Source organism: Sporanaerobacter sp. PP17-6a (assembly GCF_900095615.1).
In the GTDB taxonomy this organism is placed as follows: Bacteria; Bacillota; Clostridia; order Tissierellales; family Acidilutibacteraceae; genus Acidilutibacter; species Acidilutibacter cellobiosedens.
In genome coordinates, this window is the sequence record NZ_FMIF01000009.1 from 106,062 (window position 1) to 124,398 (window position 18,337).

The following is an 18,337-nucleotide window of genomic DNA, read 5'->3' on the forward strand; positions in this document are numbered from 1 at the left end:
TTTACACCTCTCTTTCAATAGTTTTCTGTTTACATTAAAAAGTATATATCTAAATGCAGCTTAAATTAATACACTCTTTTTAAAGCAATAAGAAAATAAGGTATACTAATTAACAACTTAAAAACAAAAGGATAAAGCAAAGAACTGATTCTGATTCGTTCTTTGCTTTATCCTGAATTTCTGCCTTCAAAATATTGATAATCAAAAAGTGGCTGTAATGCAAAAGTTAGTTATCATTTAAATAACCGATGATCTGCCGTTAATCGCTATTTTTAATATCAATTCCGCCATTTCATTGGGATGCCTTTTCATCCCACCCTTCAGCCACATCTGAATGACTCCGACAGCACCGCTTGCTAAAAAATAAAATATATATTCCGCATCTTCTTTATTTAAAGAATTATCTCCGATAACGGATATAAAATGCTGCCTGCCAATAATCTTTATAATTTCCTGTTGAAATTTCATATCTCTGTTTGAATTTAGTAAAAGGTCAAAAAGTTCTGAGTTTTTCTTTATGTATTCTAAGATTTTTTCAATCATCTCCGTAGGTACAACTTTATTGTTTTTAAAATCGTATCCCTTCAAATATTGATTAATATCATCAATTACTTCATTTTCAATCTGCTGAAGCAAATCATACTGATCTACATAATGTGCATAAAAGGTCGTGCGGTTTATATCTGCATCATCACAGATTTCTTTAACAGAGATTTTTGAAATTGGTTTTTGTTTTAGAAATTTAACAAAGCTCTCCTTAATAACCATTTTGGTATATTTTACCCTCCTGTCGATCTTTTCTGCCGCCATCTAAGTCCCCCCCTTATAAAAAATTTATAAACAATTTTGTCGTTTTCTAAACATTTTTTGAAAATCTGCTGTGAAACCTACACTTATTAAACATCTGATTGTTGTATTTATTTCATGATGTTAGTATAATTTATTCATGTTGTGTTTGTTCCATGATGTTAGTATATTGCATTAATGTTTAATCGTCAACATTATGTTGTTTAAAATCGGAGGTGTAGAAATGGCATTTATTGAGTTTGAAAATGTTGAAAAAAAATATATAGTCGGTGATTTAGCGATTACAGCAGTTGATGACTGCTCTTTTTCAATAGAAAAAAATGAATTGGTTGTTATACTCGGTCCGTCGGGGGCGGGAAAAACAACGGTGTTGAATCTGCTCGGCGGGATGGATAGTCCAAGCGACGGCAATATTACAGTTGACGGAAATGAAATCCATAAATATAACAAAAAGGAACTGATAAATTACAGGCGTAATGATATTGGGTTTGTATTTCAGTTTTATAATCTTGTGGAAAATCTAACCGCACTGGAAAATGTTGAGCTTGCGTGTCAGATATGTCCTAATTCACTTGATCCCAAAACAATTTTAGAAAAGGTCGGTTTATCGGAGCGTATAAGCAACTTTCCCTCTCAGTTGTCGGGTGGAGAACAGCAGCGTGTTGCCATAGCGAGAGCGGTCGCAAAAAATCCGAAGCTTCTCTTGTGTGATGAACCTACCGGCGCACTTGACAGCGTAACAGGACAACGGATTATTGAACTTTTACAAAAAAATTGTAAAAAAATGGGCATGACTACTGTTATAATTACTCACAATACCGTAATTGCAGATGTTGCAGATAAAGTTATTAAAATCAAAAATGGAACGGTCAAAGATATTATTATAAATAAAAATCCCAAAAAAGCAGAAGAGATTGTGTGGTGATCAGTTTGTTGTATAAAAATACCCTGATTAAAATAAAAAAATCTATTGGCAGATATCTGTCATTGTTTATTATTGTTATGGTGGGTGTAGGCTTTTTCGCAGGGGTACAGGAAAGTGCGCCTGATTTAGTTGCTGTAGCCAATCATTATTATTGCGACCATAACTTAATGGATTTTAAAATCGTCAGCTCAATGGGTCTAACAGATGGTGATGTCAATGCGCTAAAAACTTTGAAAAATGTAAACACCGTTATTCCGAGTTATTCTTTGGATGTTTTGGATCAGAATAAAGCGATTCGTGTTCATGCAATTGAAAAATCAGTCAATAGGGTTCAACTTATTTCCGGACGGATGCCTAAGACTGATAATGAATGCATTGCGGATAGTAAAGCCTATAAAATCGGTGATAAAATCAGAATAACAAGTGATGTCGGCGGAAAATTAAAAAATACCGAATTTACCGTTGTTGGTACGGCAAAATCGGTACTATATTTGACAAATAATTATGGGAGTACCAATATTGGCGACGGAGAATTATCATCTTTTATTTTTATAAACAAGGATAATTTTATGTTAGACGCTTACACCGAGATCTATCTCGTTGCCGCAAGCACTAAAAACACTACTGCATATTCAAAAGATTATAATAGTGTGGCATCGCAACTTAATAATGAACTGATAAAAATTAAACCGGAAAGGGAAAATACACGGTATCAGGAAATTTATAAAAAAGCAAATCAGGAAATAAACAAAAATGAAAAAAAACTGAACGATGAAAAGGCAAAAGGTGAAAAAAAACTGGTTGATGCAAAAGCCAAGCTTGATGACAGCACACAGAAGCTGAAAGACGGAAAAAATGAACTTGCTAAAAACGAGACAGACTTACAAAAAAACATTAAAAGGCAAAATGCAGAGTTTGAATCCTCTAAAGCTAAAATTGCAAATGGCTGGAACGAAATCAATTCCGCGCTAATACAAAACGGCGTTAAAAAAGAGGAACTACCCACAAAAATCAACAAGTTGAATACTGCTATTGGATCTATGAAAACACAACTTAGTCAGCTTCCTTCCGGAAGTCAGGAATATGCCAAACTCAGTGTAACTATAGATCAATATTCCAAGTCTCGTGAAGGACTCTTGAAACTCAAAGAATCAGTTGATACATTAACAGCTCAAGAAGCAAAACTTAATAAGGGAATTGAAAACTTTAACTCCGAAATTAAAAAAGCTCAGGACAAAATCGCAAAAGGTAAAAGTGAAATAGAGGAAAATGAAAAGAAATTGAAAGACGGATATGCGGAATATAATAAGAATTTAGAAAAATTCAATACAGAAATGGCTGACGCACAGGAAAAAATTGATGATGCCAAAAAAGATTTTTCTGATATTGAAAAAACACAATGGCATATTTTTGACCGAGATGCCGCCATCGGCTACAGCGAATTAAAATCCAGTATAGATGTGATCACCTCGATCGCCGCTGTTTTTCCCTTCTTTTTCATACTGATCGGAATGCTTATGGCGTCCAATTCAATGGCTCGTATGATAGCGGAAGAGCGAAATGAACTCGGCATATTAACCTCACTCGGCTATAAAAATAGCAGTATTATTTCCACATATATCTTCTATGTTCTGTCTGCTTCGGGCTTAGGTGCAACAGTAGGATTTTTTGCGGGGTGCCGTATTATACCACCGCTTATCTACTCAAATTTTTCAAATTTTAAATCTAATTTGCCGCCCCTTATCATCCAATATGATATGATGACATTTTTGCTGATTTTGACGATTACATTAGCGCTTATGGCTTTGGTGACAATAATTTCATGCAATAAAGAATTAAAACAGAATCCTGCAGCTTTAATGCGTCCGGTTCCGCCTAAAAACGGGCAAACAATTTTTCTCGAAAAAATTGGGCCAATATGGAAACACCTTTCCTTCACATGGAAAATCACCATGAGAAACATGTTTCGATACAAAAAGAGAGCCCTTATGACCATAATAGGCGTGTCAGGTTGTACTTCTTTGTTACTTGTAGGATTTGGGCTGAAGGACAGCATGGATGGCGTTGCGGAAAAGCAGTACGGTGAAATTTTTCGTTATGATGACATGATAATTCTCAAAGATGAAACCAAAAATATCAGTAAAGATTTAGAAAATCTTTTAACAAAAGAAAAAATAGAAGAACCTCTTTTAATAAAACAGACTGCCCTAAAATGTGAATCCAATGATAAATCACTTGATGCCTTTTTGATCGTGCCGAAGAACGAAAATATTTTTTATAAATATTATAATCTAAAAAGTGCGGATACCGGAAGTAAGTTAGCTTTGAATGATAATGGCGTCGTGATTACACAAAGACTCTCCAAGGTTTTCAAAGTTAATAAGGGAGATAACATCACTGTAAAAGATGCTGATAACAATGCTTATCAGTTAACTGTTGCAGATGTGGCTGAAAACTATAATGCTGATTATATTTACATGAACAACGCTTTGTATAATAAAATTTTCGACAAACCTGTATCCTACAATGCAATTGTATCAAACCATAGAGCTGGTGAAAAAGCTTTAGCCAAACATCTAATAGACAGCGACTTGGTTTTGAATGTAGTCTTTACTAACGATATGATGCAAAATGCCCTTGGGATTAGCGAAAGCCTAAACGGTATCATTGTCTTGATTGTGGTGGTTGCTTCCCTCTTAGCAATCAGTGTGCTGTATAATTTAACATCAATCAATATAAGCGAGCGAACGCGTGAAATTGCCACTCTTAAAGTATTGGGCTTTACCGATACGGAAACAAACGGATATATTTACCGTCAGACCTTTATCCTGACTTTAATTAGTATTGGGATAGGCCTAATTGGGGGGATTTTCCTTCATCACTTCGTTATTGATATTATTGAAATAAATGCGACTGTATTTTTCAAAAAAATTGGATGGCTCAGCTTTGTACTGGCATGTCTGATTACTCTGATATTCTCTGTAATCATGCAAATCATTACTTATTTTAAGTTGCAGACAATCAACATGATTGAATCACTTAAGTCGGTAGAATAGGGGAAAATTTTATATTTACGTATAACTACATCCTAAAAAAAGGAGTCAGCGTCTATAAATTTGACACTGACTCCTTATCTTTAAATATTCAATGCTTTATTTCCTTTTTCTTCTTCCTCGTCAGCATTATGGCGAGCCGTAGAAAGCATAAGTTTTAATCTGTTCAGTTGGTTTACCTCACTTGCTCCCGGATCATAATCTATGGGAATAATATTTGCCTTAGGATACATCTCCCTTATAGATTTAATCATTCCCTTTCCCGTTATATGATTTGGAAGACACCCAAAAGGCTGAACGCATACAATATTCTCTACTTCGTTTTCAATTAACTCCAACATTTCAGCCGTTAAAAGCCAACCCTCTCCGGATTGATTTCCTAAAGAGATAAAATTTTTAACCAATCCTGCCAACTCCTTAATAGACATTGGGGAAGAAAATCTTTCACTATCATTCAATGCTTTTTTTAAATCCTTCCTATAATTTTCTATATATGATATTGCAATATCTCCGAAGACTTTATTTCTTTTTCTCTGAGATAAATATTCTGCTTTGAAGGTTTCATTATAAGCACAATAAAGAATAAAATCCGTCAAATCCGGAACTACAACTTCTACTCCCTCTTTTTCCAAAACATCTACAATATCATTATTGGCGGTAGGATGATATTTAACCAGTATTTCTCCAACTATTCCTACTTTTGGTTTCTGTATATCATATATATCAATATTATCAAAATCTTTAACTATTTTTCTGATATTATTCTTATACAACTTTTTACTTCCATTCTTTAAAGATTCCTTACATCTTTGATTCCATTCCATATACAATGAATCTGCCGACCCTTTTACTTTTTCATAAGGTCTTACCCTGTATAATACTCTCATAAGGAGATCCCCGTATATTATTGCCATCACACCCTTTGATGCCATATCCATCGAATAGGTAAACCCGGGGTTTTCTTCCATGCCATAGGCATTAGCACTAATGACTGGAATATTTCCAAATCCGGCATCTTTTAAAGCCTTTCTTAAAAATCCAATATAATTTGATGCTCGGCATACTCCTCCTGTCTGAGTTATGATGACTGATGTATTATTTAAATCATATTTTCCGGATTTCAGAGCTTCTATAAATTGCCCTACAACTATTATTGAAGGATAGCAAGCATCATTATTTACATATTTTAACCCTTCTTCTATGGCACCTCTGTCTACAGAGGGCAGCACTTCAAAATTATATCCACAATCTCTCATGGCTGTTTGAAGTAAATCAAAATGAATAGGGGACATTTGAGGCGAAAGTATGGTATGTCTTTCTTTCATTCCCTTAGCAAAAAGTACTCTTTTAATTGATCCTCCTACTTTATGAGGCCTGAATCCTCTTTTATCTCTTTCCATCAGCGCTGCATTCAATGAACGGATCCTTATTTTAGCCGCTCCTAAATTATTTACTTCATCTATTTTTAATAAGGTATATATTTTTTCGTAGTTATCCAATATCTCATGTACCTGATCCGTGGTAACAGCATCAAGACCACAACCGAAAGACGTTAATTGAACTAATTCCAAGTCATCTCTTTGAGCAACAAAACTTGCTGCTCTATACAATCTTGAATGATAAGTCCACTGATCTACTACTCTTAAAGGTCTTTCAACATTACCTAAATGAGCAATTGAATCCTCTGTGAAAACAGCCATCCCTAATGATGTAATAAGATTTGGAATTCCATGGTTTATTTCCGGGTCAATATGATATGGTCTACCCGAAAGGACTATTCCCCTGATCTTATTTTTGCTTATATAATCTAAAGTTTCCTCCCCTTTCAATTGAATATCCTTTCTATAATTAGCCTGCTCTCCCCATGCTTTTTCTACAGCTTTATCTATTTCTCTGCCTCCGATTGAAAATATTTTAAATTCTTTTTCAAGTCTGTTCTTTAAACCTTCTTTGTCGTCAAAACTAATAAACGGATTCAAAAAAAGTATATCATTCTTTTTTATATTATCCATATTATGTTTTATAACCTCCGAATAGGAAGTAACAATCGGGCAATTTAAATGATTATTAGCAGTTTTATCTTCCTTTTTTTCATAAAATACGGAAGGATAAAAAATGAATTTAACTTTCTTTTCAATTAAGTCTGAAATATGCCCATGGACAAGCTTAGCAGGATAACATGCGGTTTCACTGGGAATCGTACTGATTCCTTTTTCATACATGGCTCTACTCGATGGAGCCGAAAGTACAACTTTGAAATTCAGTTCCGTAAAGAAAGTAAACCAAAAGGGATAATTTTCATATATATTCAATACCCTCGGTATTCCAACTGTACCCCTTTTTGCTTCTTCCTCATTCAAAGGTTTATAGTCAAAGGTTCTTTTATATTTATAATCATATAAGTTAGGGATATTTTTTGAAGATTTATTTAATCCCAGAGCCTTCTCACATCTATTCCCGCTAATATATCTATTTCCATTTGAAAAAGTATGAATTGACAGTAAACAATTGTTTCCGCAACCTCCACACCTTGTCATCTTAGTATTGTAATTAAAATTGTTTAGATCTTCTATTTTTAACAATGAAGTTTCTTTTCCGTCTTCATATCGTTCTTTTGCTATCAGTGCAGCTCCCAGTGCTCCCATCAATCCTGAAATATCTGGTCTCACAACTTTTCTATGGGATATCAACTCAAAACTTCTCAATATAGAATCTCCATAAAAGGTTCCCCCCTGTACAACTATTTTTTCTCCCATTTCTTGAGGGTCCCTTATTTTTATTACTTTCTGAAGAGCATTTTTTATAACAGAATAGGAAAGGCCTGCCGCAATATCTCCTATAGTTGCTCCTTCTTTTTGAGCCTGTTTAACTTTTGAGTTCATAAATACAGTACACCTTGAACCTAAGTCCACGGGATTTTCAGCTAAAAGTCCTTCATTTAAAAAATCTTCTACCTTCATATTTAAAGATTGAGCAAAAGTCTCTATAAAAGAACCGCATCCGGAAGAACATGCCTCGTTGAGAAGTACACTGTCGATAACGCCGTTTTTAATCTTCATACATTTCATATCCTGCCCACCAATATCTAATATGAAGTCTACTCCCGGAAGATAAAATTCGGCTGCCTTATAATGAGCTATAGTCTCTACTTCTCCTACGTCTATTCCAAGAGCCTCTTTTATAAGATCCTCTCCATATCCTGTAACTGCAGAATAAACAATCTTACTCTCTGCAGGAAGAACCGAATAGATCTCCTTTAATATTTGTACTACCAATTCCAAAGGTTTCCCCTGATTATTATTATAATATGAATATAATATTTTATCATTTTCATCTATTAATACAGCTTTAGTGGTAGTTGAACCTGCATCAACCCCCAGGAAACACTTCCCTCTATAAGATCTGATATCACCTCTTAAAAGTTTTTTAGTTTCGTGATCTTTCCTGAACTTTTCCAACTCATCCCTGTTATTAAATAAAGGCTGTATTTTCTTTATACTCATATCTATAGGTCTGTCGAAATTTATTAGCTTGTCTATAAATTTTTTAAAGCTTATGGGTATCTCCTCAATAGATTCTATTGCTGCTCCTAAAGCAACAAATAGCTGTGAATTCCGGGGAACTATTATTTCATCATCTTTGAGCCTTAAGGTTTCAATATACCTTTTTCTGAGCTCGGACAAAAAATGAAGAGGTCCTCCGAGAAATGCTATTCTTCCAGTAATTGGTCTGCCGCAGGCTAATGTTGAAATTGTCTGATTGACTACGGACTGAAATACGGAAACAGCTATATCATTTTTTGATGCTCCCTGATTTATAAGGGCTTGTATATCTGTTTTAGCAAATACTCCACATCTGGAAGCTATAGGATATATATGCTCATAATTCTTTGCCAATTCATTCAATCCTTCTGCGTCTGTCTGAAGAAGAGATGACATCTGATCGATAAAAGCACCGGTTCCTCCTGCACATATGCTGTTCATTCTTTGCTCTACATTTCCTCTAAAATAGGTAATTTTAGCATCTTCTCCTCCAAGTTCAATCGCTACATCTGTCTTTGGAATAAATTTTCTGATTGCAGTAGTTGAAGCTACTACTTCTTGAACAAATGGAACATCAAGCCATTTATTAACGGAAAGTCCTCCCGAGCCTGTAACCATAACGGTTATATTTTCATCTTTAAACTTTTTATATGCTCCGAGGATAAGATTTTTTACACTACTTTTAATATCAGAAAAATGTCTCTTGTAATCACAAAAAAGAATTTCCAACTTTTCATTTAATACAACTAATTTTACGGTGGTTGAACCAATATCAATACCTAAATGTAATTTTTTCATACTATTGCAGTTCTCTGCTGCTTTTCCTCCTTTATATAATTTATACAAAAGACTATATACTTATATCTATTAGCAATATTATAATTTATACCCAACTGTCTCTATATAAATTATAACATAACAAAAATACTAAACAAACACTTCAATTAATGAAAAAAGTTTCTATTAAAACATTATAAATTAAGGATGCCTTTTTTGAAACCCATTTAACGGAAAGTTTATATTAAGGAATAATTTGACTTTCCTATGAATTATAGAAAAAAGTTCTTCATAAGTTATAAAATAAAACTGATACCTAATGAGGATAGGTATCAGTTTCATTTACCTTTTCATTTAGAAGGTACACAGATTTTCATTCCTACTGTAAAATCACTTGGTGCAAGATTTGGATTAGCTAACATTAAATCTGATATACTAATTTTAAATTTCATTGCAAGATGAGCCACTACCAATTTCTCCTGCGGAGCATCATGAGATGTAATCAAATAAGGATTTGTGCCAGAAGGACAAATTCCAGATTTATGAGGAGGAATACATAATTTCTGTCCTGCAACTATTTTATGCGGATCAAAATTAGGATTCACAGAAATCAGATCATTAACGGATATATTAAATTTTATCAGTATACTTCCAAGGTTATCCCCTTCCATTATCGTATATAATGTCCCTCCAGGACATGACGGTTGTGGAGGAGTCGGTGCCGGCATACATGGTATACATATTACTTGCCCTATCTGTAGATTGTTCGGATCTATACCTGGGTTTGCTTTCAATATGTCGTCCACGCTTACATTATATCTGTTAGCCAAATTATATATTGTGTCTCCCGCTTTTATTGTATATAACATTCCTCCTGGACATGACGGCTGAGGAGGAGTCGCTGCCGGTATACATATTACCTGCCCTATCTGTAGATTGTTCGGATCTATACCTGGATTGGCCTTTAATATATCATTTACGCTTACATTATATCTGCTGGCTAAATTGTATATTGTATCTCCTGCTTTTATTGTATATAATGTTCCTCCTGGACATGACGGCTGAGGAGGAGTCGCTGCCGGTATACATATTACCTGCCCTATCTGTAGATTATTCGGATCTATACCTGGATTGGCCTTCAATATATCATTTACGCTTACATTGTATCTGTTAGCCAAATTGTATATTGTATCTCCTGCTCTTATTGTATATAATGTTCCTCCAGGGCATCTGGGTGCCGGTATACATATTACCTGCCCTATCTGTAGATTGTTCGGATCTATACCTGGATTGGCTCTTAATATATCGTCTACACTTACATTGTATCTGTTAGCCAAATTGTATATTGTATCTCCTGCTCTTATCGTATATAATGTTCCTCCTGGACATAAAGGTTGAGGAGGAGTCGCTGCTGGTATACATACTACCTGCCCTATCTGCAAATTGTTCGGATCTACTCCGGGATTTGCCCTTAATATACTCTCAAGGCTTACTTTGTATTGTATGGAAAGTTTATAAAACGTATCTCCTGCTCTTATTGTATGCAATGTTCCTCCAGGACATGATGGTTGTGGAGGAGTATGTGCCGGTATACATACTACCTGCCCTATCTGTAAATTATTCGGATCTACTCCGGGATTTGCTTTTAATATACTTTCAAGACTTACTCCATATTGTATGGAAAGTTTATAAAATGTATCTCCTGCTCTTATCGTATGCAATGTTCCCCCCGGACATGACGGTTGAGGAGGTACAGCCCCCGGAATACATATTACCTGCCCTATCTGTAAATTGTTCGGATCTATAAAAGGATTAGCTCTTAAGATATCTGTTACGGTAACATTATATCTATTGGCTAAATTATATAATGTATCTCCCGCTTTTATTGTATAATAAAATCCACCCGAGCATGGAGGTTTGGGAGGAGCAGAAGCAGGTATACATACTATTTGGCCTATTTGAAGATTATTTGGATTAATTCCCGGATTTATAGCAATTATCGCTTCTACTGTTGTATTGTATTGCTGAGCAAGTTTGTATAAGGTATCCCCTGATCTTATTGTATGGGAAATACTGCCCGAAGGACACTTACCGCTTAAACCATAGAAATCGTACATATTTACCACCTTTCTTTCTAAACTTTGTTCATTATATACTATGCAGTGAAAGCGATAATTGCTTATAGTTTTCATAATATTTTATGTTGCTTTTCTCTTTCCTGTCTCTTTTATTTTTAAGTACATTAGATTCCAGACAGGAATCAGATAAAGATAAAAAGCATAACCTTGATATCCAACACTGCTGATATTAAGAGTTCTTGTAGGAATAAGTCCTCCTATATTCCAAGGAATAAAAGGTGATAATACTACCGCCGTATTTTCTATACTTACTGCAAAATCAGAATTGCTGATATTAAGTTTCTCATATGTACTTCTCATTATTTCCGCCGTAAGGACAATGGCTATAGATTGATTTCCCCCGAAGCTGCTGACTATTATACTCACTAACAAAGTAGCCAGAAAAAGAATTGAATGAGTTGAGATATTATTAAAAATCTTGTATAGTCCATCTAACATATTGGAACTTTCAATTATTCCTGCAAGGCCACAGGATATCAATACTAAAAATGAGGATTTTGCCATAGAAAGAATACCTCCGCCCTTTAATATATTCTTTAAAAAAGTATTCTTATCGATTTTATATCCGAATATTATATATTTTACCAATTTGTAAAAAGATACTTTCTGGATAAACATGGCTATTATGCAAGCTGTAACGATACTCAAAATCATTGATTTATTCACGTTTACTTTAAAACAGCTGAGAAGCAGAATAACTATTGCAGGCAAAAGCATAAGAAAGTTTATAGTAAATAATTTCTCAATCTCAAAATTCAAATTGTTTTCTGCCAGTTTCAAAGGATTGTTCAATGAAATAATAAAATAAATAAAAAAAGAAACGATAAACGGAATTATTGATGTTTTAACCATATTTTTAATATTGGAATAAATATCCGTATCCGTTAAATTTCTGACTAAATGAGCACTGGAAGACATTGGAGAACACCTGTCTCCAAAATATGCTCCCGAAATAATGGCGCCTGATACAATATTAGGATTTAAGTTCCCTCCTTTCGCCATTACCATAAGTGCTACACCTACAGTTCCAACCGTTCCAAAAGCTGTCCCCAGCATATACGAAACAACAGTACATATTAAAAAAGTATATACTATGAAAAAATCGGGATTTATGATTTTTATCCCGTAATATACGATGCTTTGGACAGTTCCCGATGCCATCCACGAAGCTGTGATAATCCCTATCAATATAAGAATTTTCGCTACTACTAAGGACTTCTTTCCTCCTTCATATGCCATTTTCAATACTGATTTAAAAGAATATCCTCTTTTTAAAGCAATGATAAAAAATATAAAAAAACATATCAGAACGGAAAACTCAATATGAAAATCTTTATATAAAAAAAATATTAGTGCAAAAAATGAAAAAGCAATTCCAACAATAAGATCCATTTCCTATATCATCCTCATCTATATCTATTATTTTATAAAGAAGGCCTTTTTGAAACCCATTTCATGGAAAATCTATATTAATGTAAATAGGACTTTCCTATAATCTAAAATTATATCATGGCCAGTAGTTAATGGCATACTATTATATAAATTTAAAGATCATAATTCACTTGAAAAATTTACCCTGATAAGAATTTCTAATACTGAGTTCTTTGTCTATATCAGATAATACCTTTAGTTTGTCAAGGCTCCATTTAGGTTCTATAAGAAGAGCTTTTTTACCATCTCCCGTTAATCTGTGGATAATCATATCCTTTGGAATAATCTCTATACTGTCACAGACCATATTTACATATTCTTCTTGAGTCAATATATGAAAAGGATGTTCCATGTAGAATTTATGCAAATCCGTTCCTCTTTGAATATATAAAAGATGAATTTTAATTCCCCATGTATCCCTTTCGGATACATATTTTACTGATTCAAGAATATCCTGTTTGCTTTCGCCTGGAAGTCCAAATATAAGATGTGTTACAATCCTGATATTCCTCTTTTTTAATTCTTCCACAGTTTTCTCATAACAGCATAAATCATACCCCCGTCTTATAAAATTTGCGGTAGTATCATGGATAGTCTGCAGTCCAAGCTCAATCCACAGGTAAGTTTTTTTATTAATTTCCTCAAGCAAATCCAATGCAGAAGGAGAAATACTGTCGGGTCTCGTGGCTATAGCAAGTCCTACCATTCCTTTCTGAGAAATTCCAGCATAGTATTTCTCCTTTAAATATTCCGTATCCCCATATGTATTGGTAAAGTTCTGAAAATATGCAATATATTTTCCCGTAGCCCATTTCTTAGACATAAATTCCTTCTGCTTTGCTATTTGTTCTGGTATAGAAAGATTCTTTGAAAAAGTAAATTCTCCGGAACCTTCCTCTCCGCAAAATATACATCCCTTATCTCCAGCAGTTCCATCTCTGTTAGGACACGTAAATCCCCCGTCAACAGATAATTTCACTACTTTTGTTCCAAATATTCTTTTCAATTCATAATTTAATGAATGATATCTTTTATCGCCCCAAAGCAAATTATCACAACCTCTAATCCATATAAAAATTATTCTTTAAATTAATTTAAAATTTCTTAATATTATAAAGTGTTTCTTTTATTGCTCCATTGATTTCGTCGTAATTATCTTTATAAAGCAATCTAAAATAAACACTTCTTAAAAAGTTTCTAACGTTTACTTCTAAGTTCATATCTTCGGGATATTTACTTATTTTATTAATATTTTTAAAACTTCTTATCCAGTCTACAATATCTTTATTTCCCAATATTTTTCTATCTATTATGCTCACTATAGGAGTTGTCAATCTCTCATCTTCTCCGCTTATATAAGCATAACTATTAATAAAAATTTTCTTTTTAACCGCTTCCATTATTTCCAACAAATCCTTATATTTCATGTATCGACATTGTACCAGCTCATTTAACGCATCTCCCGTATGAGCTGCCGAATGTGCCCAGCCTTTACCTGAAATATATCCTCTTACATCTTTTTCTTCTGACATATATTTGATAAGCTTTTCTTTAATATTCCTTAAATCCTCTTCCAATCCCGTATTATGTATCCTATAGTAATAGATTATATCCGCAACTATTAAAACTGAAAATGATCTTGTAAAAACCGAATCCGTTCCTTCCTCGCCAATTTTATAAAATAAATGAGAACTATCAAAAATAATATTTAATAATTTACTTAATTGATCGGTTCCAAACATACCATCCATGATCCATCTGTCAAGAACTTCATAAATCAAATTATCTCTAAGGTCCGGATCAGGATCTCCGATATATTCAATCATATTCAGTGTAAAATCAAAAATACTTATGTCATCAGGTGATCTAAAATCATTATTCTTTATTTCTCTCAATCTTTCTTTTAACTCATATTTATCATACACCTTGATATCACCCCTTCATAAAAATTTAAAAAGCCTTATTGGATTTAAACTTTTACTCACATTTCCCCATCTTTTATATATAATTTATTTAATTCATTTTGAAAACAACTTTAAATCCCGATTTATTTTCAACTAATTTAAAAGCTTCTTCCCAATCATCCAAAGTAAAGGAATCAGTAATCATTCTTTCAATAATATGATGATTTTCCTTCATCAACTCCAGTGCTCTTATCCAGCTGGAGGGTTTAGAACTTTGGCTTCCAATCAAAGTAAGCTGACGTCTAAAAACTATTTCAAAATTAAATGGAATTTCTCCCTTCGGAAAGGACCCAAGGCCTATAATTCCATTCTTTCTTGCTAAATTTACCGCCATTTTAAGAGTATGTTCTGATCCAACACAATCTACAGTCACATCAGCACCGATATTATTCGTCATTTCAAATACCCTTTTTTTAACTTCTCCCTCTCCTCCGGATATAGTTTCTATACCTAATTCCGACGCCAATTTTAACCTGTGAGCACTGTGGTTGGTTCCGCTTAAAATAACTTTTCCTCCCAGAGATTTAGCAACTAAGGAAGAAAAAAATCCTATAGCTCCAGGGCCGATTATTAATACATTATCACCTTTTTTAACCTTTATTTGTTCTTCTATTAAATGAACAGCACAGGCCAATGGTTCCATAAGAGTTGCGGTTTTTAGATTTACGCCATCCGGCAATTTATGTAAGGATTCTTCAGGAACTATTACATATTCCGCAAAGGTACCATTTACCTTAGAACCTAATCCCTTACGGTTATCGCATATATTGTATTCTTTAGATTTACAAAACATGCACTTTCCGCATTTTTCAAAAGTAGTTTCAAAACAAACCTCGTCTCCTACTTTGTAATCCTTAATTTTACTTCCCGTTTCAACTATAATTCCGCTCCCCTCATGTCCGATGATAACAGGTGGAATAATCTTCGCTCCAGGACCCATTACCTGATTATAATATTTTATATCAGATGCACAAATACTGGAATATTTAATTTTTATTTTTACGGTATTATCAGATACAATCGGTTCAGGCATATCTTTTAATATCATGTCTCTTTCCTTACTTGTTCTTCTTACCAATGCTTTCATCAATAATATTCCTCCAGATTTTTATATTTAACTTTAAATTCATTTACAACTTTATATGACCATAATTTTGATTATCCTTTATAAGCCAAAGCGTACAATATAATCATACAAAAATTGGTATACAATATATATAAGTTTGTATACCAATTTCTATAAATACTTATTTATAATGCTTTCTTGTATATATTTAGAATATCTTCATAAGCCAAAGGAACAAAGGACCCAACTTTCCCATTTACACCTCTGTTTTTTACAGCTCCTTTAGCCATGTTTTCCAAATTTTCTTCTCCTATCCCTACTTCTCTCAAAGCAGAAGGTATCCCTAACAAATTGAAATACTCCTTTGTTTTTTCTATTGCCCTGTGGGCTATATTGTATTCATCTTCATTTTTATCGATATTCCATACATTTATACCATATTCAACAAATTTATATAATGTATCATCATTTAACACATATTCCATCCAATAGGGTGTAAGTATCGCCAATCCTATTCCATGAGTAACATTATAATATGCGCTCAATTCATGTTCTATAGGATGCACAGTCCATGATGCATCTTTTCCATAACTTAAAAGTCCGTTTATCGCAAGACTTGAAGCCCACATAAGATTTGCTCTTGCTTCATAATTATCGGGTTCCTTTACCGCAATAACCCCATATTTAATACAAGTCTTTAAAACACCTTCCGCTAACTTATCTTGTAAATATGCACTCTTCGTCCTGCTAAAATAATTCTCCAATGTATGACTCATTATATCTGCAGTTCCCGAAGCTGTTTGTCTTTCAGATACCGAAAAGGTATAAGTAGGATCCATTATAGAAAATTTAGGAGCTATTTTGGGGTCTTTCAATCCTATTTTCTGCTTCGTTTCCATATTGGTGATTACCGCCGTTGCATCCATTTCGGAACCTGTGGCCGCTATAGTCAATACCACTCCTACGGGAAGCACATCCTTTACTTTAGCTTTCCCAATCACAAGATCCCACGGATCCCCGTCATAATAATACCCTGCCGCTATTGCCTTGGAACAATCTATTGTACTTCCTCCTCCTACGGGAAGCAAAAAATCTATTTCATTTTCTCTGCACATTTTTATTCCTTTTTTTACAGTCTCTAAGGTTGGATTAGGTTCTACTCCGCTTAATTCTTCAAAAGGTATATTCTCCTCTTTTAATATATTCACTACTTGATCATAAACACCGCTTCTCTTAATGCTTCCCTTTCCATACACTAAAAGTACCTTTTTACCATACTTTTTAATTTCTTTTCTTAAAACTTCAATTTGACCCTTTCCAAAAAAGATTTCAGTGGGTATAGAATAATCAAAATTTAGCATATGATCATCTCTCCTTCATTAAATATTTTTTCTTATTCTTTTTATCTCTTCAGCCAAACTATTAACTTTATATTCTAACGATATAACAGGGTTTAAATCAAATTTCTCTAATAAATCACTCAATAATCTTATATTTTCTTCCATAGGAGGCTTATGTTCATCGTATACCCCGTTATTCCAATGGAAATGAATATACTTTATATCGTCTTTTAAGACTTTAAACCAATTTTTAACTTGATCCTCCCCACTCATCAGTTTAGCATGACCTATATCCAGACAGATTTTAACATTAGATAAATCTATAATATCTATAAGTTCTCTCAACCAGCTTGGATCTCCTTCAAATATATTTTCTATCACTATAGTCCCTTTAAAATTTCCTATTTCTCTTAATATGTCTCTAAAAAATTTCTTATTTAAATCATGATTAAGCTTTCTTATATAAGGCTCATTAAGAAAAGGATTGATTTGACTATGAAAAACTATGTATTGTGCCTTTAATTCCTTGGCAATGTTCAATGCAACTAAATACCTTCTATAACTTGCTTCCCTTATAGTTTTATCAGGACTTATAGGTTTTAAATCCAGAAATGGTCCATGAACTGAACATGCACCATTAAATTTCTCAAACATCATCTTATATTGAGAGACTACGTCTTCCCAACCCTTGTCCAATAAACTTGGCTCAACAAAATCCTGTATTTCAACCCCTATATTCAATTTATCAAATTCTTCTCCGTCAAATTCATCTATGGTACTTACGCATTTATTTATATTTCTTTCCGTTCTCCTCTCCCCTTTATTATTTAATCAATAATAATTATACCATAATACTCATATTTTAATAAATCACTATAATAAAGAATTTAATCCCAATAATTTTTTTGCTTAATAAGGATAGACTATTTCTTCTTTCGGTTTATCCGTAGGTTCAATGCTTTCCACTTTTATAATCGGATTTTTCTCTCCCGCAAAATCATAAGTTTCCAATATTCCTTTAACTTTTACCCATTCTTCCGACTTCAGTTCGGAAGTCTTATCATACTGGCATACGATTCCTACAGGCTGCATATCGGCAGCACAGCATACCATCATTAGCCGTGCAACTACAAATTCATTTTCCTTTAAGGATTCATCATCTTTATAAACAAATCCCACCATCTCTATATTTTTTCCCTCATATTTCTCAACATCATAATATAATTCCATAATCCAAGGTGCAAAATTACTGTCATCTACAATTATGTTATTACCTTCAATTTTCAGTTGTTCC

The 18,337-nt window shown here is 33.5% G+C and carries 12 protein-coding genes; 2 read left to right on the forward strand and 10 right to left on the reverse strand.

Annotated elements, in window-relative coordinates; translation table 11 throughout:
* Positions 1-237 precede the first annotated feature (237 nt).
* Complete coding sequence (locus PP176A_RS04985) at positions 238-810, reverse strand: TetR/AcrR family transcriptional regulator (protein ID WP_071139364.1); 573 nt, start codon at positions 808-810, stop codon at positions 238-240.
* Positions 811-1,030: 220 nt separating this feature from the next.
* Between PP176A_RS04985 and PP176A_RS04990 the strand changes: the two genes are divergently transcribed.
* Positions 1,031-1,732 (forward strand): ABC transporter ATP-binding protein, encoded by a 702-nt coding sequence (locus PP176A_RS04990; RefSeq protein ID WP_071139365.1) that lies wholly within the window; start codon positions 1,031-1,033, stop codon positions 1,730-1,732.
* Positions 1,729-4,788, forward strand: a complete 3,060-nt coding sequence (locus PP176A_RS04995; RefSeq protein WP_200796028.1) for an ABC transporter permease — start codon at positions 1,729-1,731, stop codon at positions 4,786-4,788. Before PP176A_RS04990 ends, PP176A_RS04995 begins: the two co-directional genes overlap by 4 nt.
* A gap of 80 nt (positions 4,789-4,868) precedes the next feature.
* On the opposite strand, the gene PP176A_RS05000 is transcribed toward PP176A_RS04995, so the two are convergent.
* The 9 genes from PP176A_RS05000 to PP176A_RS05040 form a co-directional block, all read right to left on the reverse strand.
* Positions 4,869-9,125, reverse strand: a complete 4,257-nt coding sequence (locus PP176A_RS05000) for a 2-hydroxyacyl-CoA dehydratase (RefSeq protein ID WP_071139367.1) — start codon at positions 9,123-9,125, stop codon at positions 4,869-4,871.
* A gap of 329 nt (positions 9,126-9,454) precedes the next feature.
* Positions 9,455-11,221, reverse strand: coding sequence for a LysM peptidoglycan-binding domain-containing protein (locus tag PP176A_RS16510; RefSeq protein ID WP_234958812.1), 1,767 nt, complete (start codon positions 11,219-11,221; stop codon positions 9,455-9,457).
* Positions 11,222-11,302: 81 nt separating this feature from the next.
* Entirely contained in the window at positions 11,303-12,634 is a 1,332-nt protein-coding gene (locus PP176A_RS05010) for a Na+/H+ antiporter NhaC family protein (RefSeq protein WP_071139368.1), read from the reverse strand.
* A 166-nt stretch (positions 12,635-12,800) separates the two neighbouring features.
* Entirely contained in the window at positions 12,801-13,721 is a 921-nt protein-coding gene (locus tag PP176A_RS05015; RefSeq protein ID WP_071139369.1) for a TIGR01212 family radical SAM protein, read from the reverse strand.
* A 46-nt stretch (positions 13,722-13,767) separates the two neighbouring features.
* A complete protein-coding gene (locus PP176A_RS05020; RefSeq protein ID WP_071139370.1) occupies positions 13,768-14,598 on the reverse strand; it encodes a DUF2785 domain-containing protein in 831 nt (276 codons plus the stop codon).
* Positions 14,599-14,686: 88 nt separating this feature from the next.
* Positions 14,687-15,724: a zinc-dependent alcohol dehydrogenase gene (locus tag PP176A_RS05025; protein ID WP_071139371.1), complete on the reverse strand. Its 1,038-nt coding sequence runs from the start codon at positions 15,722-15,724 to the stop codon at positions 14,687-14,689.
* Positions 15,725-15,888: 164 nt separating this feature from the next.
* Positions 15,889-17,064: an iron-containing alcohol dehydrogenase gene (locus PP176A_RS05030; protein ID WP_071139372.1), complete on the reverse strand. Its 1,176-nt coding sequence runs from the start codon at positions 17,062-17,064 to the stop codon at positions 15,889-15,891.
* Between the two features lie 18 nt (positions 17,065-17,082).
* On the reverse strand, positions 17,083-17,784 hold the full coding sequence (locus PP176A_RS05035; RefSeq protein WP_071139373.1) for a sugar phosphate isomerase/epimerase family protein: 702 nt from the start codon (positions 17,782-17,784) through the stop codon (positions 17,083-17,085).
* 168 nt (positions 17,785-17,952) lie between these two features.
* Positions 17,953-18,337 (reverse strand): TIGR03943 family putative permease subunit (locus PP176A_RS05040; protein WP_071139374.1); only part of this gene is annotated, 385 nt, incomplete at its 5' end.

Bases quoted from the DNA above. Each gene is read 5' to 3' on its own strand.
- PP176A_RS04985 (WP_071139364.1), bottom strand. From the start codon at position 810: ATGGCGGCAGAAAAGATCGACAGGAGGGTAAAATATACCAAAATGGTT.
- PP176A_RS04990 (WP_071139365.1), top strand. From the start codon at position 1,031: ATGGCATTTATTGAGTTTGAAAATGTTGAAAAAAAATATATAGTCGGT.
- PP176A_RS05000 (WP_071139367.1), bottom strand. From the start codon at position 9,125: ATGAAAAAATTACATTTAGGTATTGATATTGGTTCAACCACCGTAAAA.
- PP176A_RS16510 (WP_234958812.1), bottom strand. From the start codon at position 11,221: ATGTACGATTTCTATGGTTTAAGCGGTAAGTGTCCTTCGGGCAGTATT.
- PP176A_RS05010 (WP_071139368.1), bottom strand. From the start codon at position 12,634: ATGGATCTTATTGTTGGAATTGCTTTTTCATTTTTTGCACTAATATTT.
- PP176A_RS05025 (WP_071139371.1), bottom strand. From the start codon at position 15,724: ATGAAAGCATTGGTAAGAAGAACAAGTAAGGAAAGAGACATGATATTA.
- PP176A_RS05030 (WP_071139372.1), bottom strand. From the start codon at position 17,064: ATGCTAAATTTTGATTATTCTATACCCACTGAAATCTTTTTTGGAAAG.